The following is a 15,925-nucleotide window of genomic DNA, read 5'->3' on the forward strand; positions in this document are numbered from 1 at the left end:
TAGTGATCGATAGTGAACCAGTACCGTGAGGGAAAGGTGAAAAGCACCCCGGAAGGGGAGTGAAAGAGATCCTGAAACCGTGTGCCTACAAATAGTCAGAGCCCGTTAATGGGTGATGGCGTGCCTTTTGTAGAATGAACCGGCGAGTTACGATCCCGTGCGAGGTTAAGCTGAAGAGGCGGAGCCGCAGCGAAAGCGAGTCTGAATAGGGCGTTTAGTACGTGGTCGTAGACCCGAAACCAGGTGATCTACCCATGTCCAGGGTGAAGTTCAGGTAACACTGAATGGAGGCCCGAACCCACGCACGTTGAAAAGTGCGGGGATGAGGTGTGGGTAGCGGAGAAATTCCAATCGAACCTGGAGATAGCTGGTTCTCCCCGAAATAGCTTTAGGGCTAGCCTTAAGTGTAAGAGTCTTGGAGGTAGAGCACTGATTGAACTAGGGGTCCTCATCGGATTACCGAATTCAGTCAAACTCCGAATGCCAATGACTTATCCTTAGGAGTCAGACTGCGAGTGATAAGATCCGTAGTCAAGAGGGAAACAGCCCAGATCGCCAGCTAAGGTCCCAAAGTGTGTATTAAGTGGAAAAGGATGTGGAGTTGCTTAGACAACTAGGATGTTGGCTCAGAAGCAGCCACCATTTAAAGAGTGCGTAATAGCTCACTAGTCGAGTGACTCTGCGCCGAAAATGTACCGGGGCTAAATACACCACCGAAGCTGCGAATTGATACCAATGGTATCAGTGGTAGGGGAGCGTTCTAAGTGCAGTGAAGTCAGACCGGAAGGACTGGTGGAGCGCTTAGAAGTGAGAATGCCGGTATGAGTAGCGAAAGACGGGTGAGAATCCCGTCCACCGAATGCCTAAGGTTTCCTGAGGAAGGCTCGTCCGCTCAGGGTTAGTCAGGACCTAAGCCGAGGCCGACAGGCGTAGGCGATGGACAACAGGTTGATATTCCTGTACCACCTCTTTATCGTTTGAGCAATGGAGGGACGCAGAAGGATAGAAGAAGCGTGCGATTGGTTGTGCACGTCCAAGCAGTTAGGCTGATAAGTAGGCAAATCCGCTTATCGTGAAGGCTGAGCTGTGATGGGGAAGCTCCTTATGGAGCGAAGTCTTTGATTCCCCGCTGCCAAGAAAAGCTTCTAGCGAGATAAAAGGTGCCTGTACCGCAAACCGACACAGGTAGGCGAGGAGAGAATCCTAAGGTGTGCGAGAGAACTCTGGTTAAGGAACTCGGCAAAATGACCCCGTAACTTCGGGAGAAGGGGTGCTTTCTTAACGGAAAGCCGCAGTGAATAGGCCCAAGCGACTGTTTAGCAAAAACACAGGTCTCTGCGAAGCCGTAAGGCGAAGTATAGGGGCTGACACCTGCCCGGTGCTGGAAGGTTAAGGAGAGGGGTTAGCGTAAGCGAAGCTCTGAACTGAAGCCCCAGTAAACGGCGGCCGTAACTATAACGGTCCTAAGGTAGCGAAATTCCTTGTCGGGTAAGTTCCGACCCGCACGAAAGGTGTAACGATTTGGGCACTGTCTCAACCAGAGACTCGGTGAAATTATAGTACCTGTGAAGATGCAGGTTACCCGCGACAGGACGGAAAGACCCCGTGGAGCTTTACTGTAGCCTGATATTGAATTTTGGTACAGTTTGTACAGGATAGGCGGGAGCCATTGAAACCGGAGCGCTAGCTTCGGTGGAGGCGCTGGTGGGATACCGCCCTGACTGTATTGAAATTCTAACCTACGGGTCTTATCGACCCGGGAGACAGTGTCAGGTGGGCAGTTTGACTGGGGCGGTCGCCTCCTAAAGTGTAACGGAGGCGCCCAAAGGTTCCCTCAGAATGGTTGGAAATCATTCGTAGAGTGCAAAGGCATAAGGGAGCTTGACTGCGAGACCTACAAGTCGAGCAGGGACGAAAGTCGGGCTTAGTGATCCGGTGGTTCCGCATGGAAGGGCCATCGCTCAACGGATAAAAGCTACCCCGGGGATAACAGGCTTATCTCCCCCAAGAGTCCACATCGACGGGGAGGTTTGGCACCTCGATGTCGGCTCATCGCATCCTGGGGCTGTAGTCGGTCCCAAGGGTTGGGCTGTTCGCCCATTAAAGCGGTACGCGAGCTGGGTTCAGAACGTCGTGAGACAGTTCGGTCCCTATCCGTCGTGGGCGTAGGAAATTTGAGAGGAGCTGTCCTTAGTACGAGAGGACCGGGATGGACGCACCGCTGGTGTACCAGTTGTTCTGCCAAGGGCATAGCTGGGTAGCTATGTGCGGAAGGGATAAGTGCTGAAAGCATCTAAGCATGAAGCCCCCCTCAAGATGAGATTTCCCATAGCGTAAGCTAGTAAGATCCCTGAAAGATGATCAGGTTGATAGGTTCGAGGTGGAAGCATGGTGACATGTGGAGCTGACGAATACTAATAGATCGAGGACTTAACCATATAATATGAAGCAATGTTATCTAGTTTTGAAAGAATATAAAAAACTTATTGACCTTTAAAAGTGAATGAGTTACAATCATTCTTGTCTTAAATGAATATAGTCTGGTAATGATGGCAGAGAGGCCACACCCGTTCCCATACCGAACACGGAAGTTAAGCTCTCTAGCGCCGATGGTAGTTGGGACCTTGTCCCTGTGAGAGTAGGACGTTGCCAGGCAAAATGGAGGATTAGCTCAGCTGGGAGAGCACCTGCCTTACAAGCAGGGGGTCGGCGGTTCGATCCCGTCATCCTCCACCATATATGTCGGAGGGGTAGCGAAGTGGCTAAACGCGGCGGACTGTAAATCCGCTCCTTCGGGTTCGGCAGTTCGAATCTGCCCCCCTCCACCATTTCTTAATTATTGGGCTATAGCCAAGCGGTAAGGCAACGGACTTTGACTCCGTCATGCGCTGGTTCGAATCCAGCTAGCCCAGCCATTAAGAGCCATTAGCTCAGTTGGTAGAGCATCTGACTTTTAATCAGAGGGTCGAAGGTTCGAATCCTTCATGGCTCACCATTTTCAATAAAATATGCGGGTGTGGCGGAATTGGCAGACGCACTAGACTTAGGATCTAGCGCCTTTGGCGTGGGGGTTCGACTCCCTTCACCCGCACTTTTAAAAAAATATATCATACATGTCTTGCGGAAGTAGTTCAGTGGTAGAATACAACCTTGCCAAGGTTGGGGTCGCGGGTTCGAATCCCGTCTTCCGCTCCAATTTTCAGTATGATATGCCGGGGTGGCGGAACAGGCAGACGCACAGGACTTAAAATCCTGCGGTGGGTGACCACCGTGCGGGTTCGACCCCCGCCCTCGGCACCATATGCGCCCGTAGCTCAATTGGATAGAGCGTTTGACTACGGATCAAGAGGTTAGGGGTTCGACTCCTCTCGGGCGCGCTTTTATTAACGGGAAGTGGCTCAGCTTGGTAGAGCACCTGGTTTGGGACCAGGGGGTCGCAGGTTCAAATCCTGTCTTCCCGATTTTCCCAAAAACATGGGGCCTTAGCTCAGCTGGGAGAGCGCCTGCCTTGCACGCAGGAGGTCAGCGGTTCGATCCCGCTAGGCTCCACTTTATTTTTTATATGTCGGAGGTATACCCAAGTTCGGCTGAAGGGATCGGTCTTGAAAACCGACAGGCGGCGAGAGTCGCGCGGGGGTTCGAATCCCTCTACCTCCTCCATTTTTTTAAAAAGTGGTTTAGTACATATAAAAATGAATAAGATATTAATTTTTCCTTCATGGAGGTATACCCAAGTTCGGCTGAAGGGATCGGTCTTGAAAACCGACAGGCGGCGAGAGTCGCGCGGGGGTTCGAATCCCTCTACCTCCTCCATTTATTTTTAAAACATAATATCGTCGCGGGGTGGAGCAGTACGGTAGCTCGTCGGGCTCATAATCCGAAGGTCGCAGGTTCAAATCCTGTCCCCGCAACCAATGGTCCCGTGGTGTAGTGGTTAACATGCCTGCCTGTCACGCAGGAGATCGCCGGTTCGACCCCGGTCGGGACCGCCATTTTATGTTGGCTCGGTAGCTCAGTCGGTAGAGCAGAGGACTGAAAATCCTCGTGTCGGCGGTTCGATTCCGTCCCGAGCCACCATTTTTTTAAATTATGCCGGCTTAGCTCAATTGGTAGAGCAACTGACTTGTAATCAGTAGGTTGGGGGTTCAAGTCCTCTAGCCGGCATCATTTAGGGGCATAGTTTAAAGGTAGAACTGAGGTCTCCAAAACCTCCAGTGTGGGTTCGATTCCTACTGCCCCTGTAAAGTATATGGGCCTATAGCTCAGCTGGTTAGAGCGCACGCCTGATAAGCGTGAGGTCGATGGTTCGAGTCCATTTAGGCCCACCATATATATTCCGCAGTAGCTCAGTGGTAGAGCTATCGGCTGTTAACCGATCGGTCGTAGGTTCGAGTCCTACCTGCGGAGCCATGGCCCGTTGGTCAAGTGGTTAAGACACCGCCCTTTCACGGCGGTAACACGGGTTCGAATCCCGTACGGGTCATAAAAAAAGAGTCAGCAATATGCTGACTCTTTTTTATTATGTATAAGCCTCTTTTTATCACCTTATTTTCCTGAAATAAATAAAGGGATTTAGGAAAAGCTATGGTATGTATTAAAAGGAGGAGATGAAAATGACACAAGTTAGAGAACTTATGAGTACTCATATCGTACATTGTACACCATTAGACAATGTATATGAGGCAGCTGTAAAAATGAAGGAAGAATCGGTTGGATTGATTCCTGTTATTGAAAATAAACAAGTTGTTGGGCTTGTTACTGATCGAGACTTAGTTGTTCGTGGGATTGCTGAAAAACATCCTGGATCTAATCAAATTACAAATGTAATGACAACAAACATTGTTTCAGTTTCTCCAGATGATTCTATTGAAAAAGCTACAGAATTAATGGCACAATATCAAATTAGACGGTTACCGGTAGTTGAGAGCGGTCAACTTGTTGGGATGCTAGCACTAGGGGATTTAGCTATAAGAGAATCAGCAGATGATCAAGCAGGCTTTGCTTTAAGTGAAATCTCGGAGCATACGGAATAAAGTAAAACTTTAATTAGCGGGAGTCTTACTGCCCGAAAAGAGCGAGATAAATTACGTATAAAAATCAGATACATTATTCTAGTATATATGGATTAAACTGATATGTTAGCATGATGTATCTGAGACATTATATAATAAGTGTAGAGTCAATATTTTTGACAGTTTTTTTAAATTTGTCATTCCTAATTTTTAATAAGAGAAAAAATGATATACTGAGAGATATAAGTATTATGATAGATTTTGAATATAACAATATTTATTATTAATGATGTAATAATGAATTAATATTTCCTATGTAGATAAAGTGAAACTTTAATTATTGGGGTCCATCCCCCAATAATTATTAGTTGAACCAATCGGGCTTTTACGGGCAGTTTTATCTCCCACCTAACTTCCTCGCATTCGCCGAATTTTGAGGTGGGAGTCTTACTGCTCGAAAATAGCGGGATAAAAAGGGAAGGGGAATTATATGAGGGATGTACAGGGCGATCCAAATTGGAATTTGGTTACAGATACATATATAGAACCAAATAATTTCGCTGAGTTATTTTCTTTACTTGTACCTTGTCATCCAAAAGGTGAAGGGAAAGAGCGAACTATATTAGTATGGAAAGAAAAAGAATTTTATAAAGAAGAAAATTTAGCGTCATTTATCGTATATGGCATGAATAGAGTAAAGAATTTACCGCAGTTTCATAAAGATGAAATTCCAACTCTAGTACGTATTCTTCGTCTATGTCAAGAGATTGGTTGGTATGAAGAGGCAAATGCTTTTATGGTAACCCAAGGGCTAGATGAATTTGTCCAAACTTCATTGGAGTATGAAACATGGGATCTTTTGACGAAAGCAGTTGCTTTAAACTATTTAATTATTAAATATCGTATTGGTGAATTAACAGCTGAGGATGTAGAAATTTGGAATCGAGTTAAATTTAACGAGAAATGTATAACAGATTGTAAACACCTATTATCTCATAAAGAAGTGTTGGAATTTACATTCTTTTATATGTGTAAGCGAGCAAAAACACTATCAAAAGAACAATTAAATAGTGATATGATGAGTCTAGCAATGTATTGTAATACTTTTGTGTATGATTTATATACACATGACTTATTACGAAAGTATCGTAAGTGTACAGATTTCCTATCATATTATGGACCTAGTCAAGCAGTTTTAGCTTGTCAAAGAGCTGTACTTTCTCAAATTTCCGATCGATTAGACCCTTTAAAGACAACTCATGTAGATGATTATTTATATGTGATGAAAGAAATGATGGAGCATATGACGATAGGGGTAATGGATCGGTATGGTCATTTTATTGGAAAGTTACTATCATATGTACCATTTTTCGAAATGATCCAAGTTCCACAGCATGCATATTATTGTGAAGAATTACTGTATATTTGTAAGGGAATTGAATACAAAGAAGAAATACTACGCAATTATATATTTATACAATTACATGATTGTTTACCATCATTCTTTAAACTATTTCTTAAAAATAAGCGTTATGCAACGATTCATGATATTCTTTTCTATTGGTGCGACGATGAACAAAGAATGAGCTTAGAGAAAAAATATAATCTTAGTTTCATTTATGAAAAATATGCTTGTGGATAAACCGTATTTTACATATTAAAAATTAATATAAATTAAAAAGGATCTCAAGTTTATGTGAGATCCTTTTTTGTTAGTAAAACAAGGAGAAAGTAACTAAGATAAGAAATAACATTCCATAAAGGAGAAATTGTGAAGTATAACTTCCTTGTATACCAAAAAAAGTATTCATTTTTTTATATAAATTCAATATATATTTCATTGGATTATCTTTGAAAGATTGGTACACAGTGTCTCCTCTTTCTAAGCTTCTTGTTCATGTTTTTGGTTATTAGGGACATTAACGTATCTAGCTAGGAATAATAAGACACCTATAAAGAATACAGGAAGTACAGTAGATAAATAAAAACCATTACTAATTATATTTGTTATAAGAGCACTCAAAAGAAAAATTGCATTATAAATATGGGCAATTTTTTGTTTTAGCCGCATTTGTAATGCTTCCATAATGATTTCTAAAGCAACAAAAGCAATAATAATAGATAAAAATACAGTGTTCGTATTATAAATGATTAAACAACAGATTAAACCTAAAAAGGCCAGGTATTCAATAAAGAGAGGTATATTGCGTGGCATATAATTTACCTAACTAAATATGGCAGTGGGTTCACTGCATTTGTTTTTTCAAAATTCCATTCCCCATTATGTAATTCAAAATGGAGATGTTGCCCGTATGAATGACCTGTGTTTCCCATATGACCTACTAATTGTCCAGTTTGTACTTGATCACCAGCTTGTACAGTGCGATCCTTCATATGAGCATAAACTGTTGTATATAATTTCCCATTTATTTGATGGGCGATGAACACGACATTGCCGTAGCTAGCCGAATAATAAGATTTCACAACTTTACCTGCAGCAGCAGCTTGAATAGAGACATTTCCTTGTGCTGCTATATCTATACCATAATGCATTTGCTCCCAGCGCATATCAAAAGTGGAGCTGATTTTCCCTTGAGTAGGGAATTTGAAAACTGCTGGAATTGATGCAGGTTGAGCTGTTTTAGCTTGTGCTTGATTTTGATTTTGCGCTACATAGTGTTTCGCTACATATCCGTATCCTGTGCCAAAACGAATTTTATACCAAGTACCTACCGTTTCTACTACTTGTACTTGTGTACCATTTTGTAATGAGCCAAGTAGAGTGCTACTTGTACTAGCGTTGCTACGTACATTTAATTTTGGTGTTGCAACAGTATAGGAAGGAGAACCTTGTACAGTTACACCTTTTACTAGAGGTGTGGATCCATTAGATACAAATGTTTTTTGTACGTATCCAATTTGACCGTTATGTAATATTTTGTACCAATCCCCTTGTTCACCTTGAATGGTAATGAATTGACCATTTGGTAATATATCTAGAATAGAAGACTCTGTATTAGGTTCAGAACGAACGTTTAATGCGTTTGCATTTACGATATATTGATTCTTTGGTTGAACATTTTTTTTGAATAGAATTGCATCTTTTTTCATATAGCCTGTTTTGTTGTTAACAGATACTTTATACCAATCTTGAGTTGTCTCAAGAATAGTAACTGGGCTATTAAATCGAATGTTATCAATTATTGCACTGTCTGCATGGTTATTTTGATGCAGTGCAACGTTGTCAATTTTTACATATCCAGTTTTTACTGTAGATAGTTGCTTAGCAGACGCTGTTTGTATATCGGATTCTCCCATAGAAGGAAGTAAAGAAGCAATTGCGATAGTAGTTGCTGTTAAAGCTGTAGCTTTCATATTCATGTAATAAAGACCTCCTCTAGTTGTATAGTTGTAATTTTATTATAGTATAAAGATATAATATATTGGTCGTATTCACATAAATGTAATATGAAATCAATAAAAATAATGTTAGAAGAGAGATTCGTATATAAATATTGTATATATCATTTGTGGGGTCGCATTTATATTTGTTTAACACATTAAGATTTAATTCGCAATTAAGAAAATTAAAACAGTTGATGATGTCTTATGGCGGTGTTATACTGACAGTGATAATTTTATAGTTTGCTAGGAGGGCTGGTGTTGCCAGCTGAGAGTAGGGCCGTAAGCCGTTGATCCTTTTTATTACCTGATCTAGATTATGCTAGCGTAGGGAAGCAATTCGGACATTAACAATGAGTCCCCGTTTCTTTGCGTATAGAAACGGGGCTTTTTTATTTGAAAATTTCATATTAACACCACTAGGGGTGCTTTTCGTGCTGAGAGAGGAATAATCCTTAACCCTTACAACACCTGATCTAGATAATACTAGCGAAGGGAAGTGGAACAACGAATAAATTATAATTTTATTTGCTGTAACCACTTCTTATATACAGAAGTGGTTTTTTTATTGAGATAAATAGATATATAGGAAGGGGAATTATTAATGAAATTTTGTGAAAGATTATTTGATACGGTGCAGCCTGTTTGGGAGAAAAGTCATAATCATCCGTTTGTAGTAGGTATGGGGGATGGTACGTTGGAAAAAGACAAATTCCAGTACTATATTATTCAAGATTATTTATATTTGTTAGATTATGCAAAGCTATATGCAATTGGGGTTGTAAAGGCAACGAATCCACAAGTTATGGCAAAATTTGCAGAGCAAATTGATGGGATTTTAAATGGTGAAATGACGATTCATAAACAATATGCAAAAAGACTTGGCATTTCTACACAAAAGATGGAATCTGCGAAACCATCTGCTAAAAATTTAGCCTATACAAATTACATGATGTCTGTATCTCAAAATGGCACACTTGCAGAATTAATATCAGCTTTACTTCCATGTATGTGGAGCTATTGGGAGATTGGAAAGCGTTTAAATGATATTCTTGGAGCAAGAGATCATGAGTTCTTTGGAGAGTGGATTCAAGGATATAGTTCTGAAGAATACGGTAAGCTTTGTATTTGGTTAATAGATTTATTAAATGAAATGGCAGTTGGAAAGTCAGAGAAAGAGCTAGACCGATTAGAGGAGATTTTCTTATATTCCAGCCGATTTGAATATTTATTCTGGGATATGGCTTATCGTAAGGAGATGTGGGGTTTTGAGGAGCAAGAACATACTACAGTTTCATAATGTTTCCTTTCATTATGATGAAAAACCAATCATCGATGAATTAAATGCTTCTATACAAGATAAAGAGTTTGTAAGTATTATCGGACCGAGTGGCTGCGGGAAAAGTACTTTATTTCGCCTTATTACAGGTTTAGAAGAGGCAAGTGCTGGACAGATAGAGCTGACAGAAACAAAGAGTCATCCTGTAGGGTATATGCCCCAAAAAGATATGCTCTTGCCGTGGAGAACGATTATTGAGAATGCGGCCCTACCGCTAGAGTGCCAAGGAGTGCAGAAGAAAGAAGCGCAAGTAAAAGCGAAAGAACTGTTACATAAATTTGGTTTACAAGGGTACGAGAAAAAATATCCGAAAGATTTATCTGGCGGTATGAGGCAACGCGTATCTTTTATCCGAACTTTATTAACGGGCGGGGAGATATTATTGTTAGATGAACCTTTTAGTGCATTGGACGCTTTAACGAAGGCATCTTTGCAAGAATGGTTGTTTGAACAATGGAAAGAGTGGGAAAAAACAATTTTATTTATCACTCATGATGTTGAAGAAGCACTGTTTCTTTCTAATCGAATTTTGGTTGTAGAAAATCAACCGATAGCAACTTTAACTGAGAGAATTGTGCCGCTTGATCGTAACCGAACAAGAAAAGATTTATATAAGCCTGAAGTGTTAGCGCTTAAAGAAGATCTTCTTAGTATGTTACAAAGGCAGGTGCTCGTATGATGGATCGCTTGAAGGAGCTATTACCTGCCCTCATATTAAGTGGAATTTTACTTGCTCTGTGGGAAGTAGGAGCAAGAATTGTAGATGAGATGTACATTTTGCCATCACCGTCTGCAATTGTAATGAAGATATGGGTGCTAAAGGATATATTATTTACGGTTCATTTACCTGCAACGTTGTACGTCGTTTTAATAGGCGTTGTTATTTCTATCGTACTGGGCGTAGGGCTAGCAATGTTAATGAATGCGAGTACATGGATGGAGAGAGCATTTTATCCGTTATTAGTAGCTTCACAAACAATCCCGATTACAGCACTTGCGCCGCTATTTGTTTTATGGTTTGGATATACCATTTGGAGCAAGGTTGTTGTTACAGTTTTAATTACGTTTTTCCCAATTGCGGTAAATACGTATGATGGACTGCGTAGTACGAAGAAAGAATGGGAGGAGCTCTTAGTTACGTATGGTGCAACGAAAAAGGATATTTTTCTAAAGCTAAAATTGCCATCTGCTCTTCCTTACTTTTTCTCAGCGTTAAAAATTGCAGTTCCGCTTAGTGTAATAGGGGCAGCAATTGGAGAATGGCTCGGTGCACAAGCTGGGCTTGGATATTTCAGTAAAAGAATGATGACGCAGTTAGACGGAGCTGGTGTATTTGCACCCATTGTATTGTTATCATTATTAGCTATTTTCTTCGTCATACTTATTTCTATATTAGAAAAGAAATTTATTAGTTGGAGGAAACATTCATGAAATTATTAAAACGCATCTTTGTGTTTACATTATTAGTTGCAATGATTGCAGGATGTTCGAGTAATTCAGCATCAGATAAGAATAAAAAAGAAAAAGAAATAACGGTCATGCTCGATTGGTACCCGAATGCGGTACATAGCTTTATTTATACGGCAATTGAAAAAGGATATTTTAAAGAAGAAGGAGTAAAGGTGAATATTAAATTCCCTTCTAATCCGACTGATCCATTAACGCTAGCGGCAGCAGGGAAAGTGACAGTTGGTTTGTATTATCAGCCAGATGTTGTTATGGCCAGAGCAAATGAACAAATTCCAGTGAAATCAATTGGAGCTGTCGTACGTTCGCCGTTAAATCATGTTGTATCACTGAAATCAGCAGGTATTAAGTCACCTAAAGACTTAGAAGGAAAAACAGTTGGATATTCTGGAACTCCTTTAAGTGAAGCATATTTAAAAACGATGGTAAAAGAAGATGGTGGTAATCCAGATACAGTAAAAGTAGTCGATGTTGGATTTGATTTAGTACCAGCGTTAATTACGAAAAAAGTAGATGCTGTAACAGGAGCATACATTAACCATGAAGTACCTGTTATGCGTCATGAGGGCCATGAACCAGCATACTTTAATCCAGCTGATTACGGAGTACCGAACTATCATGAGCTTGTGTTTGTAACGGGTGATAAAACGTTGAAAAAAGATAAAGAAGCATTGCAAGCCTTTTTACGTGGGGCACAAAAAGGGTATGACTTTATGAAGAAAAACCCTGATGAAGCATTAAATATTTTATTAGATCATCAAGAAAAAGAAAACTTCCCGCTTGTACCAGAAGTTGAAAAAGAAAGTATGAAAATTTTATTAGAGAAGATGGAAACGAAAGATGAGCCATTCTTATCAGATTCAAAAGAGTCATGGGAGAAACAAAACAAATGGTTGAAAGACAAAGGAATGACGAAAGAAATCGTTCCGGCCGATGAATTATTTGAAAACATTTTAAAGTAGGCGAATGAATATGAAAAATGAGCTCCATGTAATCTCAAATGGCCATATGCCATTCGAAGAGTTAGTGAATGTAGCGATGCAAATTGAGAGTGAGATTGATTATTTGCATATTCGTGAGCGTGAGAAAAGTACGAAGGAATTATATGAAGGTGTGGAAAGTCTTTTGGGGAAAGGCTTTCCGGCATCAAAGATAGTGATAAATGATCGAATTGATATTGCTATTCTATTAAATATTCCGCGTGTTCAGCTAGGATATCGAAGCGCAGATGTAAGGTTAGTAAAAGAAAAGTTTTCTTATTTGCATGTTGGTTATTCAGTACATTCTCTAGATGAAGCGATAGTGGCATTTAAAAATGGAGCGGATTCCCTCGTTTACGGTCATGTATTTCCAACGGCTTGTAAAAAGGATGTACCAGCAAGAGGATTAGAAGAAATTGCTCATATGGCAAGGTGTTTATCCATACCAATAACTGCAATTGGTGGAATCACTCCTGAAAATACAGGTGATGTTCTTGCAAATGGTGTAAGTGGCATTGCTGTTATGTCCGGGATTATAAGCAGTAGTAATCCGTATAGTAAGGTGAAATCTTATAAGGAATCAATAAGAAAGTGGGCGGAAAAACATGTGTAAGAAGTATGATGTAGCGATTATTGGCGGAGGTGTAATTGGTAGTTCAGTTGCACACTTTCTAGCAGAAAGAGGGCATAAAGTAGCGATTGTAGAGAAGCAAAGAATCGCATCTGAAGCTTCGAAAGCAGCTGCTGGTTTACTCGGTGTTCAGGCAGAGTGGGATGAATATGATCCGCTGTTTGAACTTGCTAGAGAAAGCCGTGCTATATTTCCACAACTTGCAGAAGTTTTACGTGAAAAGACAGGCATCGATATTGGGTATGAGGAAAAAGGTATTTATCGCATTGCCCAAAATGAAGATGAGAAGGAAAGAATTCTTCATATTATGGATTGGCAACAGAAAACAGGTGAAGATTCCTATTTTCTAACGGGGGACCATTTACGGGAAAAAGAGCCGTTTCTATCCGAGTCAATTATAGGAGCGGTATATTATCCGAAAGATGGTCATGTTATTGCGCCAGAGCTTACGAAAGCATTCGCACATTCCGCTGCATTTTCGGGAGCCGATATATATGAACAGACAGAAGTGTTTGATATTCAAATTGAAAACAATAAAGTGGCTGGAATTGTTACGAGTGAAGGTGTAATCACATGTGAAAAAGTCGTTATCGCTGGAGGCTCATGGAGTACGAAATTACTACATTATTTCCATAGTGATTGGGGTACATATCCTGTTAAGGGCGAGGTTGTTGCAGTAAGAAGCAGGAAACCGCTCTTGAAAGCTCCTATTTTCCAAGAGCGGTTTTATATTACGCCGAAGCGCGGTGGCCGTTATGTGATTGGGGCAACGATGAAGCCTCATACGTTCAATAAATCTGTACAACCAGAAAGTATTACTTCCGTATTAGAGCGTGCTTATACGATATTGCCTGCTTTAAAAGAAGCAGAGTGGGAAAGTACGTGGGCTGGGTTAAGACCGCAGTCTAATCATGAAGCTCCTTATATAGGAGAGCATGAAGAAATAAAAGGTTTATATGCTTGTACGGGCCATTATCGAAACGGCATTTTATTAAGTCCTGTTTCAGGTCAGTATATGGCTGATTTAATAGAAGGAAAGCAGAAGAATCACTTGCTAGATTCATTGCTTTCTAAAACGGTTTAGAAAGGGGATGGAAGTTTGAATTTAAAAATTAATGGTAACCAAGTTGAAGTACCAGAGAGTGTAAAAACAGTAGCTGGGTTACTTACACATTTAGAGTTAGATAACAGGATTGTTGTAGTAGAACGTAATAAAGATATTTTACAAAAAGATGATCATAACGATACATCTGTTTTTGATGGAGACCAAATTGAGATTGTAACTTTCGTAGGAGGCGGTTGATTATGTTAAACATTGGGCCATTTTCATTTCATTCTAGACTTTTATTAGGAACAGGGAAATTCTCTGATTTTGATGTGCAACAAAAGGCAATTGATGTTTCAGAAGCTGAAATTTTAACATTTGCAGTACGTCGTATGGATATATTTGATGCAAAGCAACCTAATTTATTAGAGAAACTTGATGTGAAAAAATATACGTTATTACCAAATACAGCAGGAGCAAAAAATGCTGAAGAAGCTGTTCGAATTGCGAAATTAGCAAAAGCTTCAGGGCTTTGTGACATGATAAAAGTAGAAGTTATTGGGGATGATAGAACGTTACTACCTGATCCAGTGGAAACATTAAAGGCATCTGAAATGTTACTGGAAGAAGGATTTATCGTTCTTCCATACACATCTGATGATGTTGTATTAGCTCGTAAATTACAAGAACTTGGCGTACACGCGATTATGCCAGGAGCATCACCAATTGGTTCAGGGCTCGGTATTGTAAATCCATTAAACTTAAGCTTCATTATTGAACAAGCGACAGTACCAGTTATCGTTGATGCCGGTATTGGTAGCCCAGCTGATGCGGCATTTGCAATGGAATTAGGAGCAGATGGCGTGTTATTAAATACAGCAGTATCTGGTGCGAAAGATCCTATTAAAATGGCATCCGCGATGAAATTAGGTATTGAAGCAGGCCGATTAGGCTTTGAAGCGGGTCGTATTGCGCGCAAGCGCTGCGCGACAGCAAGTAGTCCTTTAGAAGGAATGAGTGTAGTTGAATAATCGATATTCTCGCCAAGAGCTATTTTCTCCAATTGGGGAAGAAGGGCAACAAAAGATAAGGGCAAAGCATGTACTTATTATCGGTGCAGGCGCATTAGGTAGTGCAAACGCAGAGATGTTTGTAAGAGCAGGCGTTGGTAAGGTGACAATTGTTGACCGCGATTATGTAGATTGGAGTAATTTACAAAGGCAGCAATTGTATGCAGAGTGTGATGTAGAGAATAACCTTCCGAAGGCTGTAGCGGCAAAGAAGCGTCTAGAAGAGATCAATAGTGAAGTAAGAGTAGAAGCTCTCGTTCAAGATGTAACAGCTGAGGAATTAGAAGAACTTGTTACAAACGTTGATGTAATTATTGATGCAACCGATAATTTCGAAACGCGTTTCATTGTGAACGATATATCGCAAAAATATTCTATTCCATGGGTTTACGGGGCATGTGTAGGAAGTTACGGCCTTTCTTACACAATTCTTCCTAGTAAAACGCCATGTTTATCATGTTTATTACAATCGATTCCGCTTGGCGGAGCGACATGTGATACAGCGGGGATTATATCACCTGCTGTATCTCTTGTCGTTTCTCATCAAGTAACGGAAACACTTAAACTGTTAGTAGAAGATTATGAATCGCTTCGAGATGGACTTGTATCATTTGATGTATGGAAAAATGAATATTCATGTATGAACGTGCAAAAACTTCGTAAACATAATTGTCCATCGTGCGGTGAGAATGCGTTATATCCATATTTAAATAAAGAAAACACATCGAAAACAGCAGTTTTATGCGGGAGAAATACAGTTCAAATTAGACCACCGTATAAAGAGGAAATGAATTTTGAACAATATAAAAAACTGCTGAATGACCGTGTGAATGATTTGAATGTAAATCCATACTTACTATCGTTTTCAGTTGAAGGAAAGAGATTAGTTGCCTTTAAAGATGGCCGTGTACTTGTACATGGAACGAAAGATATAAGCGAAGCAAAGACGATTTATCATCGCTATTTTGGATAGAAAAGG

Annotated in this window: 13 protein-coding genes, 20 tRNA genes, 2 rRNA genes and 2 riboswitches (1 of these 37 only partly in view); of the genes, 33 read left to right on the forward strand and 2 right to left on the reverse strand. The window is 40.3% G+C overall.

What is annotated here, in order from left to right; all coding sequences use genetic code 11:
* The 24 genes from KPL75_RS17750 to KPL75_RS17865 all read left to right on the forward strand — a co-directional run.
* Positions 1–2,438: ribosomal RNA gene (locus tag KPL75_RS17750) — 23S ribosomal RNA — on the forward strand; it begins 484 nt to the left of the window's first position.
* Between the two features lie 101 nt (positions 2,439–2,539).
* Positions 2,540–2,655, forward strand: a 5S ribosomal RNA gene (gene rrf / locus KPL75_RS17755).
* A gap of 5 nt (positions 2,656–2,660) precedes the next feature.
* Positions 2,661–2,736 (forward strand) — tRNA-Val (locus tag KPL75_RS17760).
* A gap of 8 nt (positions 2,737–2,744) precedes the next feature.
* A tRNA-Tyr gene (locus tag KPL75_RS17765) sits at positions 2,745–2,828 on the forward strand.
* A 12-nt stretch (positions 2,829–2,840) separates the two neighbouring features.
* Positions 2,841–2,915, forward strand: a tRNA-Gln gene (locus KPL75_RS17770).
* Positions 2,916–2,919: 4 nt separating this feature from the next.
* Positions 2,920–2,995 (forward strand) — tRNA-Lys (locus tag KPL75_RS17775).
* A 15-nt stretch (positions 2,996–3,010) separates the two neighbouring features.
* Positions 3,011–3,091: transfer RNA gene (locus tag KPL75_RS17780), tRNA-Leu, on the forward strand.
* Positions 3,092–3,120: 29 nt separating this feature from the next.
* Positions 3,121–3,195: transfer RNA gene (locus KPL75_RS17785), tRNA-Gly, on the forward strand.
* 16 nt (positions 3,196–3,211) lie between these two features.
* A tRNA-Leu gene (locus tag KPL75_RS17790) sits at positions 3,212–3,300 on the forward strand.
* 3 nt (positions 3,301–3,303) lie between these two features.
* A tRNA-Arg gene (locus KPL75_RS17795) sits at positions 3,304–3,377 on the forward strand.
* Between the two features lie 10 nt (positions 3,378–3,387).
* A tRNA-Pro gene (locus tag KPL75_RS17800) sits at positions 3,388–3,461 on the forward strand.
* Positions 3,462–3,476: 15 nt separating this feature from the next.
* A tRNA-Ala gene (locus KPL75_RS17805) sits at positions 3,477–3,549 on the forward strand.
* Positions 3,550–3,567: 18 nt separating this feature from the next.
* A tRNA-Ser gene (locus KPL75_RS17810) sits at positions 3,568–3,660 on the forward strand.
* A 60-nt stretch (positions 3,661–3,720) separates the two neighbouring features.
* Positions 3,721–3,813 (forward strand) — tRNA-Ser (locus tag KPL75_RS17815).
* A 24-nt stretch (positions 3,814–3,837) separates the two neighbouring features.
* Positions 3,838–3,914, forward strand: a tRNA-Met gene (locus KPL75_RS17820).
* 2 nt (positions 3,915–3,916) lie between these two features.
* Positions 3,917–3,992: transfer RNA gene (locus KPL75_RS17825), tRNA-Asp, on the forward strand.
* 9 nt (positions 3,993–4,001) lie between these two features.
* A tRNA-Phe gene (locus KPL75_RS17830) sits at positions 4,002–4,077 on the forward strand.
* 14 nt (positions 4,078–4,091) lie between these two features.
* A tRNA-Thr gene (locus KPL75_RS17835) sits at positions 4,092–4,164 on the forward strand.
* 6 nt (positions 4,165–4,170) lie between these two features.
* Positions 4,171–4,241: transfer RNA gene (locus KPL75_RS17840), tRNA-Trp, on the forward strand.
* Positions 4,242–4,251: 10 nt separating this feature from the next.
* Positions 4,252–4,328, forward strand: a tRNA-Ile gene (locus tag KPL75_RS17845).
* A gap of 7 nt (positions 4,329–4,335) precedes the next feature.
* Positions 4,336–4,410: transfer RNA gene (locus KPL75_RS17850), tRNA-Asn, on the forward strand.
* A gap of 1 nt (position 4,411) precedes the next feature.
* Positions 4,412–4,483 (forward strand) — tRNA-Glu (locus KPL75_RS17855).
* Between the two features lie 130 nt (positions 4,484–4,613).
* Positions 4,614–5,033: a CBS domain-containing protein gene (locus tag KPL75_RS17860; RefSeq protein ID WP_219917186.1), complete on the forward strand. Its 420-nt coding sequence runs from the start codon at positions 4,614–4,616 to the stop codon at positions 5,031–5,033.
* 469 nt (positions 5,034–5,502) lie between these two features.
* Positions 5,503–6,654 carry a DUF3965 domain-containing protein gene (locus KPL75_RS17865; protein WP_219917187.1) on the forward strand — a complete coding sequence of 384 codons (1,152 nt, stop codon included), beginning with the start codon at positions 5,503–5,505 and terminating at the stop codon, positions 6,652–6,654.
* Between the two features lie 240 nt (positions 6,655–6,894).
* On the opposite strand, the gene KPL75_RS17870 is transcribed toward KPL75_RS17865, so the two are convergent.
* Together KPL75_RS17870 and KPL75_RS17875 are read right to left on the reverse strand one after the other, a co-directional pair.
* A complete protein-coding gene (locus KPL75_RS17870; RefSeq protein WP_002150506.1) occupies positions 6,895–7,227 on the reverse strand; it encodes a hypothetical protein in 333 nt (110 codons plus the stop codon).
* Positions 7,228–7,232: 5 nt separating this feature from the next.
* Positions 7,233–8,393, reverse strand: a complete 1,161-nt coding sequence (locus KPL75_RS17875) for an SH3 domain-containing protein (RefSeq protein WP_219917188.1) — start codon at positions 8,391–8,393, stop codon at positions 7,233–7,235.
* 259 nt (positions 8,394–8,652) lie between these two features.
* Positions 8,653–8,765, forward strand: a riboswitch (TPP riboswitch).
* A 60-nt stretch (positions 8,766–8,825) separates the two neighbouring features.
* A riboswitch (TPP riboswitch) is annotated at positions 8,826–8,929 on the forward strand.
* Positions 8,930–9,018: 89 nt separating this feature from the next.
* On the opposite strand from KPL75_RS17875, the gene tenA reads away from it, so the two are divergent.
* The 9 genes from tenA to KPL75_RS17920 are packed head-to-tail and all read left to right on the forward strand — an operon-like array spanning position 9,019 to position 15,919.
* On the forward strand, positions 9,019–9,714 hold the full coding sequence (gene tenA, locus KPL75_RS17880) for a thiaminase II (RefSeq protein ID WP_219917189.1): 696 nt from the start codon (positions 9,019–9,021) through the stop codon (positions 9,712–9,714).
* On the forward strand, positions 9,683–10,432 hold the full coding sequence (locus tag KPL75_RS17885; RefSeq protein WP_219917190.1) for an ABC transporter ATP-binding protein: 750 nt from the start codon (positions 9,683–9,685) through the stop codon (positions 10,430–10,432). The genes tenA and KPL75_RS17885 overlap by 32 nt, the downstream gene beginning before the upstream one ends.
* Positions 10,432–11,184 (forward strand): ABC transporter permease, encoded by a 753-nt coding sequence (locus tag KPL75_RS17890; protein WP_219917191.1) that lies wholly within the window; start codon positions 10,432–10,434, stop codon positions 11,182–11,184. Before KPL75_RS17885 ends, KPL75_RS17890 begins: the two co-directional genes overlap by 1 nt.
* A complete protein-coding gene (locus KPL75_RS17895; protein WP_219917192.1) occupies positions 11,181–12,182 on the forward strand; it encodes an ABC transporter substrate-binding protein in 1,002 nt (333 codons plus the stop codon). The genes KPL75_RS17890 and KPL75_RS17895 overlap by 4 nt, the downstream gene beginning before the upstream one ends.
* 10 nt (positions 12,183–12,192) lie before the next feature.
* The gene (gene tenI, locus KPL75_RS17900) at positions 12,193–12,813 is read left to right on the forward strand and encodes a thiazole tautomerase TenI (RefSeq protein WP_219917193.1); all 621 of its coding nucleotides are present in this window, start codon (positions 12,193–12,195) and stop codon (positions 12,811–12,813) included.
* Entirely contained in the window at positions 12,806–13,915 is a 1,110-nt protein-coding gene (gene thiO / locus KPL75_RS17905) for a glycine oxidase ThiO (RefSeq protein WP_219917194.1), read from the forward strand. The genes tenI and thiO overlap by 8 nt, the downstream gene beginning before the upstream one ends.
* Positions 13,916–13,930: 15 nt before the next feature.
* Positions 13,931–14,134 (forward strand): sulfur carrier protein ThiS, encoded by a 204-nt coding sequence (gene thiS, locus KPL75_RS17910; protein WP_105585848.1) that lies wholly within the window; start codon positions 13,931–13,933, stop codon positions 14,132–14,134.
* Positions 14,135–14,136: 2 nt separating this feature from the next.
* Positions 14,137–14,907 (forward strand): thiazole synthase, encoded by a 771-nt coding sequence (thiG, locus tag KPL75_RS17915; protein WP_219917195.1) that lies wholly within the window; start codon positions 14,137–14,139, stop codon positions 14,905–14,907.
* On the forward strand, positions 14,900–15,919 hold the full coding sequence (locus tag KPL75_RS17920; RefSeq protein WP_219917196.1) for a thiazole biosynthesis adenylyltransferase ThiF: 1,020 nt from the start codon (positions 14,900–14,902) through the stop codon (positions 15,917–15,919). Before thiG ends, KPL75_RS17920 begins: the two co-directional genes overlap by 8 nt.
* Positions 15,920–15,925: the final 6 nt, after the last annotated feature.

It is taken from the genome of Bacillus sp. NP247, assembly GCF_018966865.1.
GTDB lineage: Bacteria > Bacillota > Bacilli > Bacillales > Bacillaceae_G > Bacillus_A.